Source organism: Ensifer sp. PDNC004, from assembly GCF_016919405.1.
In the GTDB taxonomy this organism is placed as follows: Bacteria; Pseudomonadota; Alphaproteobacteria; order Rhizobiales; family Rhizobiaceae; genus Ensifer.
Genome location: NZ_CP070353.1, coordinates 2,481,834 through 2,497,750, shown reverse-complemented (window position 1 = coordinate 2,497,750; position 15,917 = coordinate 2,481,834). Strand labels below are relative to the sequence as shown.

17 protein-coding genes are annotated in these 15,917 nt (G+C 62.6%); 15 read left to right on the top strand and 2 right to left on the bottom strand.

The window, feature by feature from the left end; all coding sequences use genetic code 11:
• The first annotated feature begins 110 nt into the window (after window positions 1-110).
• From trpS to JVX98_RS20300, 14 genes are all read left to right on the top strand, one after another.
• Window positions 111-1,175 carry a tryptophan--tRNA ligase gene (trpS, locus tag JVX98_RS20365; protein WP_205237224.1) on the top strand — a complete coding sequence of 355 codons (1,065 nt, stop codon included), beginning with the start codon at window positions 111-113 and terminating at the stop codon, window positions 1,173-1,175.
• Between the two features lie 165 nt (window positions 1,176-1,340).
• Window positions 1,341-1,832 (top strand): universal stress protein, encoded by a 492-nt coding sequence (locus tag JVX98_RS20360; RefSeq protein WP_205239490.1) that lies wholly within the window; start codon window positions 1,341-1,343, stop codon window positions 1,830-1,832.
• Between the two features lie 106 nt (window positions 1,833-1,938).
• Window positions 1,939-2,505, top strand: coding sequence for a NifU family protein (locus tag JVX98_RS20355; RefSeq protein WP_043615659.1), 567 nt, complete (start codon window positions 1,939-1,941; stop codon window positions 2,503-2,505).
• Window positions 2,506-2,606: 101 nt separating this feature from the next.
• Complete coding sequence (gene tsaB / locus JVX98_RS20350; protein WP_192448014.1) at window positions 2,607-3,266, top strand: tRNA (adenosine(37)-N6)-threonylcarbamoyltransferase complex dimerization subunit type 1 TsaB; 660 nt, start codon at window positions 2,607-2,609, stop codon at window positions 3,264-3,266.
• Window positions 3,267-3,272: 6 nt separating this feature from the next.
• A complete protein-coding gene (locus JVX98_RS20345) occupies window positions 3,273-3,770 on the top strand; it encodes a GNAT family N-acetyltransferase (RefSeq protein WP_205237223.1) in 498 nt (165 codons plus the stop codon).
• A gap of 155 nt (window positions 3,771-3,925) precedes the next feature.
• On the top strand, window positions 3,926-4,717 hold the full coding sequence (locus JVX98_RS20340; protein WP_205237222.1) for a 1-acyl-sn-glycerol-3-phosphate acyltransferase: 792 nt from the start codon (window positions 3,926-3,928) through the stop codon (window positions 4,715-4,717).
• A 71-nt stretch (window positions 4,718-4,788) separates the two neighbouring features.
• Window positions 4,789-6,189, top strand: a complete 1,401-nt coding sequence (gene miaB, locus JVX98_RS20335; protein ID WP_043615669.1) for a tRNA (N6-isopentenyl adenosine(37)-C2)-methylthiotransferase MiaB — start codon at window positions 4,789-4,791, stop codon at window positions 6,187-6,189.
• Between the two features lie 27 nt (window positions 6,190-6,216).
• Window positions 6,217-7,272: a PhoH family protein gene (locus JVX98_RS20330; RefSeq protein ID WP_043615671.1), complete on the top strand. Its 1,056-nt coding sequence runs from the start codon at window positions 6,217-6,219 to the stop codon at window positions 7,270-7,272.
• A gap of 18 nt (window positions 7,273-7,290) precedes the next feature.
• Window positions 7,291-7,797 (top strand): rRNA maturation RNase YbeY, encoded by a 507-nt coding sequence (gene ybeY / locus JVX98_RS20325; protein WP_205237221.1) that lies wholly within the window; start codon window positions 7,291-7,293, stop codon window positions 7,795-7,797.
• Between the two features lie 12 nt (window positions 7,798-7,809).
• Window positions 7,810-8,970 (top strand): hemolysin family protein, encoded by a 1,161-nt coding sequence (locus JVX98_RS20320; RefSeq protein WP_192448010.1) that lies wholly within the window; start codon window positions 7,810-7,812, stop codon window positions 8,968-8,970.
• 233 nt (window positions 8,971-9,203) lie between these two features.
• Window positions 9,204-10,799 carry an apolipoprotein N-acyltransferase gene (gene lnt / locus JVX98_RS20315; RefSeq protein ID WP_192448009.1) on the top strand — a complete coding sequence of 532 codons (1,596 nt, stop codon included), beginning with the start codon at window positions 9,204-9,206 and terminating at the stop codon, window positions 10,797-10,799.
• A gap of 146 nt (window positions 10,800-10,945) precedes the next feature.
• Window positions 10,946-11,365 carry a helix-turn-helix domain-containing protein gene (locus JVX98_RS20310; RefSeq protein WP_034797393.1) on the top strand — a complete coding sequence of 140 codons (420 nt, stop codon included), beginning with the start codon at window positions 10,946-10,948 and terminating at the stop codon, window positions 11,363-11,365.
• A 202-nt stretch (window positions 11,366-11,567) separates the two neighbouring features.
• On the top strand, window positions 11,568-12,836 hold the full coding sequence (gene metK / locus JVX98_RS20305) for a methionine adenosyltransferase (RefSeq protein WP_192448008.1): 1,269 nt from the start codon (window positions 11,568-11,570) through the stop codon (window positions 12,834-12,836).
• 165 nt (window positions 12,837-13,001) lie between these two features.
• Window positions 13,002-13,700: a tRNA (guanosine(46)-N(7))-methyltransferase TrmB gene (locus JVX98_RS20300; RefSeq protein WP_192448007.1), complete on the top strand. Its 699-nt coding sequence runs from the start codon at window positions 13,002-13,004 to the stop codon at window positions 13,698-13,700.
• 220 nt (window positions 13,701-13,920) lie between these two features.
• Here JVX98_RS20300 and JVX98_RS20295 read toward each other — a convergent pair whose 3' ends face one another.
• Window positions 13,921-14,178, bottom strand: coding sequence for a DUF1150 family protein (locus tag JVX98_RS20295; protein ID WP_034797387.1), 258 nt, complete (start codon window positions 14,176-14,178; stop codon window positions 13,921-13,923).
• Window positions 14,179-14,225: 47 nt separating this feature from the next.
• Window positions 14,226-14,657, bottom strand: coding sequence for an Hsp20 family protein (locus JVX98_RS20290; RefSeq protein ID WP_034797386.1), 432 nt, complete (start codon window positions 14,655-14,657; stop codon window positions 14,226-14,228).
• A 240-nt stretch (window positions 14,658-14,897) separates the two neighbouring features.
• On the opposite strand from JVX98_RS20290, the gene JVX98_RS20285 reads away from it, so the two are divergent.
• Complete coding sequence (locus tag JVX98_RS20285) at window positions 14,898-15,842, top strand: nucleoside hydrolase (protein ID WP_205237220.1); 945 nt, start codon at window positions 14,898-14,900, stop codon at window positions 15,840-15,842.
• Window positions 15,843-15,917: the final 75 nt, after the last annotated feature.

Sequence of the window (15,917 nt, the reverse complement as noted above, 5' to 3'; positions counted from 1 at the left end):
GGTGCCTCGCCGGGCCCCTTGATTGCCTTGCATCCTGCGTGCATAAGCCATGCCGTTAGCAACATGGGCCAGCCGGCCCTGGGGCCCTCCACCAGCCTATTGAGGACGACATGAACGAATTCAAGCCGCTCGTATTTTCCGGCGTTCAGCCGACGGGCAATCTCCATCTCGGCAATTATCTCGGCGCGATCCGCAAGTTCGTGGCGCTGCAGGAAAACAACGATTGCATCTACTGCGTCGTCGACCTGCACTCGATCACCGCGCAGCTCGTGCATGAGGACCTGAAGGGGCAGATCCGCTCGATCGCCGCCGCCTTCATCGCTTCGGGCATCGACCCGAAGGAGCACATCGTTTTCAACCAGTCGGCCGTGCCGCAGCATGCGGAACTCGCCTGGATCTTCAACTGCGTCGCCCGCATCGGCTGGATGAACCGCATGACGCAGTTCAAGGACAAGGCCGGCAAGGACCGCGAGAACGCCTCGCTCGGTCTGCTCGCCTATCCGAGCCTGATGGCGGCCGACATCCTCGTCTATCGCGCCACCCATGTTCCTGTCGGTGACGACCAGAAGCAGCACCTGGAGCTGACGCGCGACATCGCCCAGAAGTTCAACATCGACTTCATGGAGCATATCCGCAGCGCCGGTTGCGGTGTCGACATGGTCGTCGGTGAGGAGCCGATCCATGCCTACTTCCCGCCGGTGGAGCCGCTGATCGGTGGCGCGACGCCGCGCGTCATGTCGCTGCGTGACGGCACCAAGAAGATGTCGAAGTCGGACCCGTCCGATCTCTCGCGCGTCAACCTGATGGACGATGCGGAGACGATCTCGAAGAAGATCCGCAAGGCCAAGACCGATCCGGACGCGCTTCCGAGCGAAGTGGACGGCCTGAAGGGCCGTCCGGAAGCCGAAAACCTCGTCGGCATCTACGCGGCGCTGTCTGACAAGACCAAGGAGCAGGTGCTCGCCGAGTTCGGTGGACAGCAGTTCTCGGTCTTCAAGCCGGCGCTGGTCGACCTTGCGGTCGAGGTTCTCTCGCCGATCACGGCTGAGATGCGCCGGCTGATGGGCGACACCGCCCATATCGACGCGATCCTCAGGGATGGCGGCGAGCGGGCGCGGGCGCGGGCGGAAAAGACGATGCGCGAAGTGCGCGAAATCATCGGCTTCCTGCAGTAAATTGACTGGGTCCGGGGAACTCCCGGACCCAATTTCATTTTGATGGTCGGCTTTCACCAGCCGAAGTGAACCTCGACCGGAAGCCTCGGGCACTTTTCCGTGTCCTCGTCTGAAACGCAAAAATCAGACCTTGCGGCGGCTCGCGCGGGATGTATTGTTCACCCTATGGTCTCGACCCGACTCTCTCGACTTGAAGGACATCGCCGCAAATTCATGGCGGTGATTGACGATACCCCGGAATGCGGGCGCGCCGTGCACTATGCGGGCATGCGCGCCAAAAATTCCAATGGTGGCCTCGTCCTGCTCTATGTGATCGCCGACGGCGACTTCCAGCAATGGCTGGGGGTTGAGGAAATCATGCGTGCGGAAGCACGCGAGGAGGCCGAGGCGACGCTCGCCAAGGTGTCCCAGTCGGTGCGCGAGCGCATCGGTATCGAGCCGGAAGTCGTCATCCGCGAGGGCGCGGCGACCGATCAGATCCACGCGGCGATCGAAGAGGATCGCGATATCGCCATTCTGGTCCTGGCAGCCGGTTCGGCGAAGGAAGGCCCCGGTCCGCTGGTGTCGTCCATTGCGGGCAAGGCCGCGGCCTTTCCGATCCCCGTGACGGTCATCCCCGATGCCCTGACGGACGAGGAGATCGACGCGCTCAGCTGACCTGCGTCGCTATGCGCTCTTGCGAGCCGAGAGCCATGCTCCTATATTCTTTTGAATTATTCTAAAAAGCTGGGCGGATGCCGCTCCCGGCGAAACGGAGACAGACATGTTCATTCAGACCGAAGCCACGCCGAACCCGGCGACGCTGAAGTTTTTGCCGGGCAAGGTCGTCCTGGAAAACGGCACGGCCGAATTCCGCGACGAGGAAGAAGCACGCGCCGGCTCGCCGCTTGCGGCACGGCTGTTTTCGATCCCCGGCGTCACCGGCGTCTATTTCGGCTACGATTTCATCACCGTCACCAAGGAAGGCCAGGAATGGCAGCACCTGAAGCCGGCGATCCTCGGTTCGATCATGGAGCACTTCATGTCGGGCCAGGCGATCATGGCTGGCAGCGGCCGCGCCGAGCAGTCCGACGAGGAAGACGAGTTCTTCGACGAGGGTGACGAGACGATCGTCGCCACGATCAAGGAACTCCTGGAAACCCGCGTGCGTCCGGCCGTCGCCCAGGATGGCGGCGACATCACGTTCCGTGGCTTCAAGGACGGGACTGTGTTCCTCAACATGAAGGGCGCCTGCTCCGGTTGCCCGTCGTCCACCGCGACGCTGAAGCATGGCGTGCAGAACCTGCTGCGCCACTTCGTTCCCGAGGTGGAGGCCGTCGAGGCCGTGTAAAATAGCGCGCGCCTGTCCGGCGCGCCGGTTTCGCGTATCGATTTTGCCGCAAAGCCCGATCGGCTTTGCGGCTTGTGGCGTCTGAAAGATCCTGCGTTGAAATGATTGTACTTGCGCTCGACACGTCCGGTTCCGGTTGCTCCGTTGCCGTCTATGACAGCGAAACGGAAGCCGTGCTCGGGCGTTCCGGGGCCGATCTCGGCAAGGGACATGCCGAACGGCTGATGGAATTCGTCGACGAGGCGCTGGCTGCGTCCGGCCGGTCGCTTGACGCTATCGACCGTATCGCCGTCACCGTCGGCCCGGGATCCTTCACCGGCATTCGCGTTGGCGTCGCGGCCGCTCGTGGCCTGGCTCTGGCGCTCGGCAAACCCGCCGTCGGCGTCTCGACGCTTGCCGTCGTCGCCGAGGGACTGCGCCGCACGGCTGCCGGAAAGCCCGTCCTCGTTGCCATCGACGCCAAGCGGGACGAGGTCTATCTCCAGGCTTTCGATGCGACCGGCGGTGCCACAGGCGAGCCCGAAGCCCTCTCCGTCGAAAGTGCCCGCGAACGCTTCGCCGATTTCGACGGCGTCATTGGCGGCTCCGGCGCGCATCTCGTTGCTGACGATCTGCCGTCCAAACCTTCAGAACTCATCGACGTTGCCGCGGTTGCCGCCCTTGGCGCCGCTGCCGATCCAGCCTCGGCCAAGCCGCGTCCGCTATATCTCAGAGGCCCCGACGCAAAGCCGCAGGCGGGCTTCGCGATTGCCCGAGCATAGACCGAGATGAGCTTTACCGACTACTTCACCCGCCGTACCGAGTTCGACATCTTCCCCCTGGAGGAAGCGGACCTGATCGCCGCGGCGGCGCTGCACCGTCAGCGTTTCGCGTCCCCGTGGAGCGATGGCGAAATCCATGCGCTTTTGGTGCAGGAAACGGTGTTCGGCTTTGTCGCCCGGCAGACCAATGGCAGCTTCCGCCCGGCCTTCGGTGGGTTTGTCCTGTCGCGTGCGGTTGCCGGCGAGGCGGAAATCCTGACGATCGGCGTCGAGCCGCGTTATGCCCGCTCCGGTCTCGGCTGGCGGTTGATGCAGGCGGCGATGCGCGAAGCGCTGGTCAAGGGCTCAGAGGCCCTGTTCCTCGAAGTGGACGAGACCAATGAGCCGGCAATCGGGCTTTACCGTAAGCTTGGCTTCAACAAGGTCGGCGAACGCCGCGCCTATTACCAGGACAAGGCCGGCCAGCGGACCGCCGCGCTTGTCATGCGGCTCGATCTTCGCTAGTCCCGACACGGACAGGAGCAGGATGAGGAAGGCCAAGGCGGTCTTTCGCCCGCATCCGGCTTTACCCAATTTGGAACAGGTCACGATGATCGCGCCGCGGTTCGGCTGAAGATCATCGCGATTCTCAAGGTCTCGCGCAGGAAAACTCTTCCCGGATGGTCAATTGGCTACGGATCGCGATCTTCGCAGCGCTTCTGGCGCTGGTTTCGCTCGTGCTGATGCCGATCCAGGTCGTCTGCCTCTGGCTTGAGCTGAAACCCCGGCGCCGTCTGCCGCGATATTGGCACCGGCTCGCCTGTTACCTTCTCGGCATCAAGGTGCGCGTCCACGGAATGGCGGATCGCCGCCGGCCGCTTTTGATCTGCGCCAACCATGCCTCCTGGAAAGACATTCTGGTGCTTTCCTCGGTTGCCGACGTCGTCTTCGTCGCCAAGTCCGAGGTGAAGGGTTGGCCGGTCTTCGGCGTGCTTGCCCGGCTGCAGGCGTCGATTTTCGTCGAGCGGGAACAGAAGCGCTCGACCGGCAAGCAGGTGAGCGAAATCGGCGAGCGCATGGCCGCCGGCGAAATCGTCGTGCTGTTTCCCGAGGGGACGACTTCGGACGGCAACCGTCTTCTGGAGATCAAGACCTCGCTTTTCGGAGCGGCCGCTTCCGCCGTGCCGCATTCGCCGACCGGTCTCGTGCATGTGCAGCCGGTCGCGATCTCCTATACCGGCATCCACGGCATGCCGATGGGCCGCTTCAACCGGCCGATCGCCGCCTGGCCGGGCGATACCGAACTGGTGCCGCATCTGCTCGGCATCCTGCGCGAGGGCGCGATCGAGGTCGATGTCGATTTCGGTGAGGCGATCGACTACGACCGCCACACCAATCGCAAGGAAGTGAGCCGTACGGTCGAGCAACGCATCCGCAGCATGCTGTCGGATCGTCTGCGCGGGCGGGCCTGAGACGTCCCGGGCAAGGGCGGCTGCGCCGAAAATACTTCAACTTCCGACCACTTTGCACTAAAGAACCCGGCATGACCCAGGAAACTGCCCTTCTGTCGACGACGCCCGCCACGGGCGACGAGCGCGCCCCGGCCCGCAAGGTCTTCGTCAAGACCTACGGCTGCCAGATGAACGTCTACGATTCCGACCGCATGACGGACGCCCTGTCGCGCGACGGCTATGTCTCGACCGACGTGCTGGAAGACGCAGACTTCGTGCTGCTCAACACCTGTCACATCCGCGAGAAGGCGGCTGAGAAGGTCTATTCCGAACTCGGCCGCCTGCGCGACCTGAAGAAGGAAAGGGCCAAGGAAGGCCGCGAGATGGTGATCGGCGTTGCCGGTTGCGTCGCGCAGGCCGAAGGCAACGAGATCCTGCGGCGCGCGCCCGCCGTCGATCTCGTGATCGGCCCGACCACCTATCACCGCCTGCCCGAGGCGCTGAAGCGCGCCCGCAGCGGCGAGCGCGTCGTGCAGACGGACTATGCCGTCGAAGACAAGTTCGAGCACCTGCCGGCACCCGACAAGGCAAAGACCCGCCTGCGCGGCGTCACCGCCTTCCTCACGGTTCAGGAAGGCTGCGACAAGTTCTGCACCTTCTGTGTCGTGCCCTATACGCGCGGCTCCGAGGTTTCCCGCCCCGTCGCCCAGATCGTCTCGGAGGCGGAGAAGCTGGTCGAGGGCGGCGTGCGCGAGATCACCCTGCTCGGCCAGAACGTCAACGCCTGGCATGGCGTCGGGCCCGATGGCCGCGAATGGGGCCTTGGCGACCTGCTTTTACGCCTTGGCGAGATCGAGGGCCTTGCCCGGCTACGTTATACTACCAGCCATCCGCGCGACATGGATGACAGCCTGATCGAGGCGCATCGCTCGATGGAAAAGCTGATGCCCTACCTGCACCTGCCGGTGCAGTCGGGCTCCGACCGCATCCTGAAGGCGATGAACCGCAGGCATACGGCGGCGGAATATCTGGCGCTGATCGCGCGCATCCGCGCCGTCCAGCCGGACCTCGCCCTGTCGGGCGATTTCATCGTCGGCTTCCCCGGCGAGACCGACGAGGACTTCGAAGACACCATGCGCCTCGTCGAGGCCGTGGGTTATGCACAGGCATTTTCGTTCAAATATTCGACCCGTCCCGGCACGCCGGGCGCCGAACTCGGCGACCAGGTTCCCGAGGACGTGAAAGCCAAGCGCTTGGAAAAATTGCAGGCTTTGCTGTTTTCTCAGCAGCGCGCCTTTGCCGAGTCCTGCGTCGGCCGCGAAATCGACCTGCTTTTGGAGAAGGAAGGGCGCATGCCCGGCCAGCTCGTCGGGCGTTCGCCGTGGCTGCAGCCGGTGAATGTTGATGCAAAAGCATCGCAAATCGGTGACATTATCAAGGTGCGAATCATCAAGGCCGGGCCGAACAGCCTGTTTGCGGAGATGATCGGGTAAGGACCGAAAACAAGGAGCCTGAACCGCTTGAACGGACACGAATTGATCTCTTCATCCACGCGCCAGTCGAAAACCACTGCGACAGACGCCAATCACTTCGTGCTGACCTTCGAGAACAATCGGTTCGCCAGCGAGCTCTTCGGCCAGTTCGATCAGAACTTGAAACTTCTCGAAGAGCGCCTGCGCATCGACGCCCGGCCGCGCGGCAATTCCGTCGCGATCTCGGGTGACGTCGTCGCCACCAACCAGGCCCGCCGTGCTCTCGATTATCTCTACGGGCGGTTGCAGAGCGGCGCGTCGATCGATACGTCTGATGTCGAAGGTGCGATCCGTATGGCGGTTGCCGCCGACGATCAGCTACAATTGCCGACCATGGAGCGTAAAGCCAAATTGACAATGGCGCAGATTTCGACGCGCAAGAAGACGATCGCCGCGCGCACGCCGACGCAGGATGCCTATATCCGTGCGCTCGAGCGGTCCGAGCTCGTCTTCGGCGTAGGCCCCGCCGGTACCGGCAAGACCTATCTTGCCGTTGCCCATGCCGCACAGCTGCTTGAGCGCGGCGCCGTCGACCGCATCGTGCTGTCGCGCCCTGCCGTCGAGGCGGGCGAGCGCCTGGGCTTCCTGCCGGGCGACATGAAGGAGAAGGTCGATCCTTACCTTCGGCCTCTCTACGACGCGCTCTATGACATGATGCCGGGCGACAAGGTCGAACGCGCGATTACCGCCGGCGTCATCGAAATCGCGCCGCTCGCCTTCATGCGCGGTCGTACGCTTGGCAACGCCGCCGTCATTCTCGACGAGGCGCAGAATACGACATCGATGCAGATGAAGATGTTCTTGACCCGCCTGGGTGAAAACGGCCGGATGATCGTCACCGGCGATCCGAGCCAGGTGGACTTGCCGCGTGGCGTCAAGTCGGGCCTGGTCGAGGCGCTGCAGATCTTGAAAGGCGTCGAAGGCGTCTCGGTCGTCCGCTTCAAGGATGCCGATGTCGTCCGCCATCCGATGGTGGCGCGCATCGTCAGGGCCTACGAGTCCCACACGGCCGTGCACGACGAAAGCGAGCAGGGCGACCGCTGACAGGCGGTCGCTGCGATCATGACGGCATTGGATATCCAGATCAGCGTGGAAGAGGGCAACTGGCCGGACGAAGAGGCGTTGCTCGCCTTCGCGTCGCCCGTGCTCGAAGCGGCGGCAGCCTTTCTTGTAAGCGAAGAAAAGCAGCCGCTGCCGAAGGTGGCGCCGGAGCTCTCGCTCGTCTTCACCGACGACGCCTCCATGCGGGCGATCAACGCCGAGTGGCGCAACCAGGACAAACCGACCAACGTTCTGTCCTTCCCCGCCTTTCCGGTGATGCCTGGATCGATGCCCGGGCCGATGCTCGGCGACATCATCGTTGCTCGCGAGACGCTCGAGCGCGAGGCGGTGGAGCTCGACAAGTCCTTCGATCAGCACCTGACGCATCTTCTCGTGCATGGATTCCTGCATCTTTTCGGCTATGATCATATGGAAGATGACGAAGCCGAAAGAATGGAAAGCCTGGAGACTCGCATTTTGGCGCGTCTTGGCTTATCTGACCCCTACGGGGATCGTACCCCGGATTAACAGTTTGGACCGATGAGCGATTATAAAACACAGCCCGTCGCGCTGGCGACCGAGGAGGCCGATGCCTCCGGAGAGGCGGAGGCGGGCAGTAGTAGCACCGCCACTCGACACGAGGGCACGAAATCCACTTCCACCTTTTGGAGCCGGGCCGCGCGCCTTTTGCGCGGCGCAAGTCCATCGAGCCTGCGCGAGGATCTTGCTGACGCGCTGCAGACCGATGCCGACAGCAACACGGTCTTTTCGCCTGGCGAACGGGCGATGCTCAACAACATCCTGCGCTTCCGCGAGGTCCGGGTCGAGGACGTGATGGTCCCCCGCGCCGACATCGAGGCGGTCGATCAGAGCATCACCATCGGCGAGCTGATGGTGATCTTCGAGGAATCCGGCCGCTCGCGCATGCCGGTCTACAGCGAAGGGCTCGATGACCCGCGCGGCATGGTCCACATTCGCGACCTGCTGTCCTACGTCACCAAGCAGGCCCGCAATCGCCGGCGTAACGGCAAGGCCCAGGCGTCGACGACAGCTGCGTCCGAAAAGACGCCGCGCTCGCCCAAGGCAAGTTTCGACCTTGCGCGCGTCGATCTCGGCAAGTCGCTGGAAGAGGCGGGCATCGTTCGCCAGCTTCTCTTCGTGCCGCCATCGATGCTGGCCTCCGACCTGATGCAGCGCATGCAGGCGGCCCGTATCCAGATGGCGCTCGTCATCGACGAATATGGCGGAACCGACGGTCTCGTCTCGCTCGAAGACATCGTCGAGATGGTCGTCGGCGACATCGAGGACGAGCACGACGATGACGAAGTCATGTTCGCGCGCACGTCGGACGATGTCTTCATCGCCGACGCCCGTGTCGAGCTGGAAGAGATCGCCGCGGCAATCGGTCCCGACTTCGATGTGCGCGAACAGCTCGAAGACGTCGACACGCTCGGTGGCCTGATCTTCGCCTCGCTTGGCCGCATTCCAGTGCGCGGCGAGGTCGTCCAGGCGATCCCGGGCTTCGAGTTCCAGATTCTCGATGCCGATCCGCGCCGCGTGAAGCGCGTCCGCATCATGCGCAAGCGCCCGCCCGCCCGCCGCCGCGTTCTGCGGCCGGAAGGCGAGACGATTGCAGAGGCCGGAGCGATCAATCGCGCCAACGGTGCAGCCGCGCCAGAGGCAACGGCGGACGAACAATAATCGTCCGGTTCCCGCGCGTCTTTGCGCGTGCGGGATACCCTCTCTCGCCTACCTTCGATGTCTCCCACGCCCGTGTCGTAAGTACTGATCAAGGGCCGGGGCACCTTGGCTTGGCGCCTAATCCAGCCCCGAAAGGGGACAAGCAGCCGGTTTTTTGGAAGACTGGCCCCGATTGATTCGGGTGTTGTTGCGCTCCTCCGCCGTGGCAGGCGGCGGGATCGACTGGAGGCTGCATGGTAAGACTGGCTGGCAGGGTGATGTTACTTTCCGGGTTTCCCCGGGCTTCGCTCGCTTTCTTCGCGGGGCTTATCGCGGTTCTGGCGCAGCCGCCCTTCGGCATCTTCGCATTTGCTTTCGTCGCTTTCCCGATCCTCGTCTGGTTGCTTGATGGTGCGACCGGAAATCCGGATGGTGGCTTCATCCGGCGGCTCTGGCCCTCGGCGGTTGTCGGCTGGTGGTTCGGCTTCGGCTACTTCCTCGGGGGTCTCTGGTGGCTCGGCAATGCCCTGCTTGTCGAGGCCGATGAGTTTGCCTGGGCGCTGCCGCTCGCCGTCGTCGGTCTGCCGGCTTTTCTCGCGCTCTTCTATGCCCTGGCAACGCTGATCGCCCGCCTGTTCTGGTCCGATGGCGTCGGGCGTATCGCCGCACTCGCCCTCGGCTTCGGCCTTGCCGAATGGCTTCGCAGCTTCCTTTTTACAGGCTTTCCCTGGAATGCGATCGGCTATGCGGCCATGCCGATGCCGCTGATGATGCAGTCGGCAAGCGTCGTCAATCTCGCGACCATCAACATGCTCGCCGTCTTCGTTTTCGCCGCGCCCGCCCTGATCGCAACGGGCCGGGGGAGCCGGATCGGACTTTCGCTTGCCGTCGTGCTTTTTGCCGCCCATGTGGGCTTCGGCTTCTACCGCCTGGCGCAGCCGGCGCCGGCCTCGCCTGAACCGCCGCTGACCGTACGCCTCGTCCAGCCGGTGATCGATCAGGCAAAGAAGCTCGATGACGGCGAACGTGCCGACGTGTTCGAGGAGCATCTGGCCCTGACCGCGGTCGCTCCGGAGAAAGACGGCAAGCGGCCGGATATCGTCGTCTGGCCCGAGACATCGATCCCCTTCATCCTCACCGACAATCCGGACGCACTGGCCCGTATCGCCGAGGTGCTCGACGACGACCAGATCCTGGTTGCCGGTGCCGTGCGCGTGGAAGATGCCGGTGCAGGCCTGCCGCCCCGCTACTACAATTCGATCTACATGATCGACGGCCGGGGCCAGATCATCGGTGCTGCCGACAAGGTTCATCTGGTGCCCTTCGGCGAATATCTCCCTTTCGAGGATCTGTTGTCGTCCTGGGGGCTGAGTTCGGTCGCCGCGTCGATGCCCGGCGGGTTCACCGCGGCAAAGAGCCGTTCGTTGCTGACGTTGCCCGGCGGCCGCACGCTCTATCCGCTCGTTTGCTACGAGGCGATCTTCCCGGATGAGATCGACGGGGCCGCGCGCCGAGCCGATGTGCTTCTCAATATCACCAACGATGCCTGGTTCGGAGATACGCCGGGCCCGCGCCAGCATTTTCATCAGGCACAATTACGGGCCGTAGAAACTGGCACCCCCCTTGTCCGCGCCGCTAACAGCGGTATATCAGCAATTGTTGATGCACGTGGGGTTTTAATGGTAGGATTATCCTACAATTATAGGGGAGTGGTCGACACACTTCTGCCGGGAAGGATGCCTACCCCGTTGGACGACGCTATGCGAAGCCGCGTTTTCTGGCTGGGTGCGATCTTCCTCCTTCTGGTTGCAGTGTTTTCGCGTGTTGGTTTTAATATTAGGAAGAATTGACCTAAAACCCCTAAAATTGCATAGTGGTCCGCACCATCGTCCTTGTTGTGCTGGCTCTGTCCTTATCACCCTGGCGGTCGCTTCGGTGAGCGTAGGTCTCATGCTGGGCGATGGATAAACGAAACAGCGTGTTTGGGAACGCAGATATGATCGAAAACAAGAAGAAGCCGAACCCGATCGACATTCATGTCGGAAGTCGGATTCGTCTTCGCCGTACGATGCTTGGCATGAGCCAAGAGAAGCTCGGCGAAAGCCTGGGGATCACTTTCCAGCAGATCCAGAAGTACGAGAAGGGCACGAACCGCGTCGGCGCCAGCCGGTTGCAGAACATTTCAGGCATCCTGAACGTTCCGGTTTCCTTCTTCTTCGAAGATGCCCCGGGCGATAACGCTGCCGGTCAGTCCGGCATGGCAGAAGCTTCCAGCTCGAACTACGTCGTCGATTTCCTGTCGTCCTCCGAGGGGCTGCAGCTCAACCGCGCTTTCGTCAAGATCACCGACCCGAAGGTTCGCCGCCGGCTTGTCGATCTCGTCAAGGCACTCGCTGCGGAAGCAGAAAGCGAATAGTTCCAACGTTCCCCGTCGGGACTTGAAAATAAAGCGGCCATCTGTGCCGCTTTTTTCTTGCGCGCCTTTCCCTCCGGCGCACCAAAGTGATTGGCTGCGATGGCGATATAAAGATATATTTATGTCGTTGTGTGCTTGTTTTTCGGTCGCAAAACCACTAACACCGTGCCAGCGCTTTTTCTTCATTGAGGGGACTTCCCGCATGCGTGCAAACTACCTGTTCACGAGTGAATCCGTAGCCGAAGGTCATCCGGACAAGGTGTGTGACCGTATCTCCGACGAGATCGTGGATCTGGTCTACCGTGAAGCGGCCAAGACCGGTGTCGATCCCTGGGGCGTGCGTATCGCCTGCGAGACGCTGGCAACCACCAACCGCGTCGTGATCGCCGGCGAAGTGCGTCTGCCGCCGAGCCTTCTGAAGAAGGACAAGGACGGCAACGACGTCATCAACCCCTCGAAGTTCAAGTCCGCGGCCCGCAAGGCGATCCGCGAGATCGGCTATGAGCAGGACGGCTTCCACTGGAAGACCGCGAAGATCGACGTGCTCCTGCACTTCCAGTCCGCCCACATTGCGCAGGGCGTCGACAGCGCCTCGGACAAGCAGGGCGAAGAAGGTGCTGGCGACCAGGGCATCATGTTCGGCTACGCCTGCCGCGAAACCGCAGAGTTGATGCCGGCGCCGATCTACTATTCGCACCGCATCCTCAACCTGCTCGCCGCTGCCCGCAAGAAAGGCGAGGGCGAAGTCGCCAAGCTCGGCCCCGACGCCAAGAGCCAGGTCACCGTACGCTACGTCGACGGCAAGCCGGCGGAAGTCACCTCGATCGTTCTGTCGACGCAGCACCTCGATGACACCTGGGATTCGGTCAAGGTTCGCTCGGTTGTCGAGCCCTATATCCGCGAAGCCCTCGACGACCTGAAGATCGCCGACGACTGCACTTGGTACATCAACCCGACCGGCAAGTTCGTCATCGGCGGCCCGGATGGCGATGCTGGCCTCACCGGCCGCAAGATCATCGTCGACACCTATGGCGGTGCCGCACCGCACGGCGGCGGCGCCTTCTCGGGCAAGGACACGACCAAGGTCGACCGTTCGGCCGCCTATGCTGCCCGTTACCTGGCAAAGAACGTCGTTGCCGCCGGCCTGTCCGACCGTTGCACGATCCAGCTGTCCTACGCCATCGGCGTCGCCCAGCCGCTGTCGATCTATGTCGACCTGCACGGCACCGGCAAGGTTTCGGAAGACCAGGTCGAGGATGCGATCCGCAAGACGATGGACCTGTCGCCGACCGGCATCCGCCGTCATCTCGACCTCAACAAGCCGATCTATGCCAAGACGTCTGCCTATGGCCACTTCGGCCGCAAGGCTGGCCGCGACGGTTCCTTCTCCTGGGAGAAGCTCGACCTCGTGAAGCCGCTGAAGGCTGCGATCGAAGAGGGCGGCGCCGTCAACGGTCGCGCTGCCGCCTAAAAGGCGATAGGGCGCGGCGTCACGCCGCGCATTGAAGATAGCGCAACGTCCTGCTATCAGGCGTTTGCGAAAATCAAGGCGGGCGCTCCGACAGGAGCGCCCGCTTCGTTCATTTTGATTTTGGGTTGGCCTGATCCAGATCGGTATGACCAAGGGAAAGACGACATGACCGAACCGCGCCGCGCCAGAGCAACCGAGGCCTTTTTCGGCCGCCGCAAGGGCAAGCCGTTGCGCGAGCGGCAGGCGGCGCATCTGGAAACCGTGTTGCCGACCCTGAAGCTCGACCTTTCGAGCCCGCCTCCGGCGGACCTGAAGACGCTCTATCCTGAGGGCGTGGACCGCATGCGCCTCGAAATCGGTTTCGGCGGCGGCGAGCACCTGATCCACCGTGCGGCTGAAGCGCCGTCCACCGGCTTTATCGGCGTCGAACCCTTCGTCAATTCCATGGCCAAGCTCGTCGGCCATATCGAGGAGCGCGGCGTCAGCAACGTCAGGCTCTATGACGACGATGCCACCCAGGTGCTCGACTGGCTGCCGGCCGCGTCGATCGACCAGATCGACCTGCTCTACCCGGACCCGTGGCCGAAGCGCAAACACTGGAAGCGCCGTTTCGTCTCCAAGGTCAATCTCGACCGCTTCGCCCGCGTGTTGAAGCCCGGCGGCGTGTTCTGCTTCGCCTCGGATATCGATACCTATGTCAACTGGACGCTGTTGCACTGCCGCGATCACGCGGCTTTCGAGTGGACGGCAGAGAAGGCTTCCGATTGGCTGACGCCCTATGAGGGATGGCCGAGCACGCGCTACGAGGCCAAGGCGCGTAGGGAAGGGCGCAGCTCCGCCTATCTCACGTTTCGGCGGGTCTAAAGCAATTCCAGGAAAAGTGCGAAGCGGTTTTCCGTCCGGAATTGCGGACTGGAAGATCAATTCCAGGAAAAGTGCGAAGCGGTTTTCCGTCCGGAATTGCGGACTAGAGGATCAATTCCAGGAAAGTTCGAAGCGGCTTCCGCTCCGGCCTGCGTCGCTCTCGCGAGCGACGGCTTTACAATCAAACATCATGGCGCTGCCGCCATGGACGGCAACACTGTCAGTGCAGGGTGACGGTCTTCAGATCGTCCTCGGCCGCCTTGAAGAAGGTGCTGGAGCGGTTGTCTGTCAAAAGGATCGGCGTGCCATCGGCGCCGAACAGCGCCCAGAGATCAATACCCGGTCCCATCTCCGGTGCTTCCGGGAAACAGCGCGAGACTTCTTCCGAGCGCATTTTGCGGATGTAGCCGATTTCGCCTTCGCCGAGATGCGCGAGGTCGTTCTTCGACAGCGACGAGCTGATGTCTTTCAGTCCCATGGTGACACTCCGTGGTCGCCGGTGAGGGGAGAATCCCGCCGGTTATCCTACTCTGGGACTGAAATGTTAATTTTCTTTACCATACGAACCGGTTCGGGACGAACGAGGTCGACCGAGAGCAGGCCGTTGCGCAGTTCCGCGCCCAGAACCTTCATGCCGTCGGCAAGAACGAAGGTGCGCTGGAACTGGCGTGCCGCAATGCCGCGGTGCAGGTAATCACGGTCGCCGTTGTCGATCTGCCGGCCGCGGATGACGAGCTGGTTCTCTTCGGTGGTGACTTCGAGATCCTCTTCGGAAAAGCCTGCCACGGCGAGCGTGATGCGCAACCGTTCCGGTTCGTCGGTCGAGGCATCGCCGCGAACGCGTTCTATGTTGTAGGGCGGGTATCCGTCGTTGCCCTTGGCGATCCGCTCAAGGGTCTTTTCCATCGTATCGAAACCCAGCAGGAGCGGGCTCGTAAAAGGGGTAATTCGGCTCATTCTTCAAGTCCTTGCGAGATCAAGCGACCGTTGTTCGGACCTGCCTTGCAGCATCCTCTCCGCAATATGGTAGCTGTGCGCAATGAGTGCAAGCCGCTTGCCTCCGGCGTGCACGCAAATCATAGTCCGCTCTCGCAGAATCCGGGAATGGGACCAAGGAACGCTTGGGCGTTCACTCCCGTCCGGCCCAATGCAACGTATCGATCGCGCCGAACACCGTGATCCAGGGAGGACGAGAAAGTGCCCGTGCCGAGAAAGATAATCATAGACACCGACCCCGGGCAGGACGATGCCGCCGCCATCATGCTCGCCTTCGGCAGCCCGGAAGAGATCGATCTGCTCGGCATCACCGCCGTTGCCGGCAACGTGCCGCTGGCGCTGACGGCCCGCAACGCGCGCATCCTGTGCGAGCTCTGCGACCGGCCGAGGGTTCGGGTGTTCTCCGGCGCCGACAAGCCGATTGCCCGTCCGCTCGTGACCGCCGAGCATGTGCACGGCAAGACCGGCCTCGACGGTCCGGAGCTTGCCGAGCCGACGATGAAGCTCGAGGAGCAGCATGCGGTCGACTTCATCGTCGAGACGCTGCGAAAGGAGCCAGAGGGTACCGTGACGCTCTGCACGCTCGGTCCGCTCACCAACATCGCGCTGGCCCTGCAGAAGGCGCCTGACATCGCTCCGCGGGTCAAGGAGCTGGTGATGATGGGTGGCGGTTTCTTCGAAGGCGGCAACATCACGCCTGCCGCCGAATTCAACGTCTATGTCGATCCGGAAGCCGCCGACATCGTCTTCCGTTCGGGCATTCCGATCGTGATGATGCCGCTCGACGTCACCCACCGGGTGCTGACCCACAAGGCGCGTGTCCAGAAGATCCGCGACATCGGCAGCCGCCCGGCGATCGCCATGGCCGAGATGCTCGAATTCTTCGAGCGCTTCGATATCGAGAAATACGGCACCGATGGCGGCCCGCTGCACGACCCGACGGTCATTGCCTATCTGCTGCGGCCCGAGCTTTTCACCGGCCGCGATTGCAACGTCGCGATCGAGACCAAGTCGGAGCTGACGGCCGGCATGACCGTCGTCGACTGGTGGCAGGTCACCGGCCGGCCACACAACGCCAAGGTCATGCGCTTCGTCGACGACCAGGGTTTCTTCGATCTTCTGACCGAGCGGCTGGCCCGCATCTGAACCTCGGTTCGATCATCGTACTCTAAACGAAAACGGCGCCCCGAGAGGCGCCGTTTTCTTTTCTCGTTCCGTTGA

What these genes read in the sequence shown, in the direction of transcription:
- JVX98_RS20355 (WP_043615659.1), top strand. Translation starts at nt 1,939, where the DNA reads ATGTTCATTCAGACCGAAGCCACGCCGAACCCGGCGACGCTGAAGTTT.
- tsaB (WP_192448014.1), top strand. Translation starts at nt 2,607, where the DNA reads ATGATTGTACTTGCGCTCGACACGTCCGGTTCCGGTTGCTCCGTTGCC.
- JVX98_RS20295 (WP_034797387.1), bottom strand. Translation starts at nt 14,178, where the DNA reads ATGGGACTGAAAGACATCAGCTCGTCGCTGTCGAAGAACGACCTCGCG.
- metK (WP_192448008.1), top strand. Translation starts at nt 11,568, where the DNA reads ATGCGTGCAAACTACCTGTTCACGAGTGAATCCGTAGCCGAAGGTCAT.
- JVX98_RS20300 (WP_192448007.1), top strand. Translation starts at nt 13,002, where the DNA reads ATGACCGAACCGCGCCGCGCCAGAGCAACCGAGGCCTTTTTCGGCCGC.
- JVX98_RS20290 (WP_034797386.1), bottom strand. Translation starts at nt 14,657, where the DNA reads ATGAGCCGAATTACCCCTTTTACGAGCCCGCTCCTGCTGGGTTTCGAT.
- JVX98_RS20340 (WP_205237222.1), top strand. Translation starts at nt 3,926, where the DNA reads ATGGTCAATTGGCTACGGATCGCGATCTTCGCAGCGCTTCTGGCGCTG.
- ybeY (WP_205237221.1), top strand. Translation starts at nt 7,291, where the DNA reads ATGACGGCATTGGATATCCAGATCAGCGTGGAAGAGGGCAACTGGCCG.
- trpS (WP_205237224.1), top strand. Translation starts at nt 111, where the DNA reads ATGAACGAATTCAAGCCGCTCGTATTTTCCGGCGTTCAGCCGACGGGC.
- JVX98_RS20310 (WP_034797393.1), top strand. Translation starts at nt 10,946, where the DNA reads ATGATCGAAAACAAGAAGAAGCCGAACCCGATCGACATTCATGTCGGA.
- JVX98_RS20320 (WP_192448010.1), top strand. Translation starts at nt 7,810, where the DNA reads ATGAGCGATTATAAAACACAGCCCGTCGCGCTGGCGACCGAGGAGGCC.
- lnt (WP_192448009.1), top strand. Translation starts at nt 9,204, where the DNA reads ATGGTAAGACTGGCTGGCAGGGTGATGTTACTTTCCGGGTTTCCCCGG.
- miaB (WP_043615669.1), top strand. Translation starts at nt 4,789, where the DNA reads ATGACCCAGGAAACTGCCCTTCTGTCGACGACGCCCGCCACGGGCGAC.
- JVX98_RS20345 (WP_205237223.1), top strand. Translation starts at nt 3,273, where the DNA reads ATGAGCTTTACCGACTACTTCACCCGCCGTACCGAGTTCGACATCTTC.
- JVX98_RS20360 (WP_205239490.1), top strand. Translation starts at nt 1,341, where the DNA reads ATGGTCTCGACCCGACTCTCTCGACTTGAAGGACATCGCCGCAAATTC.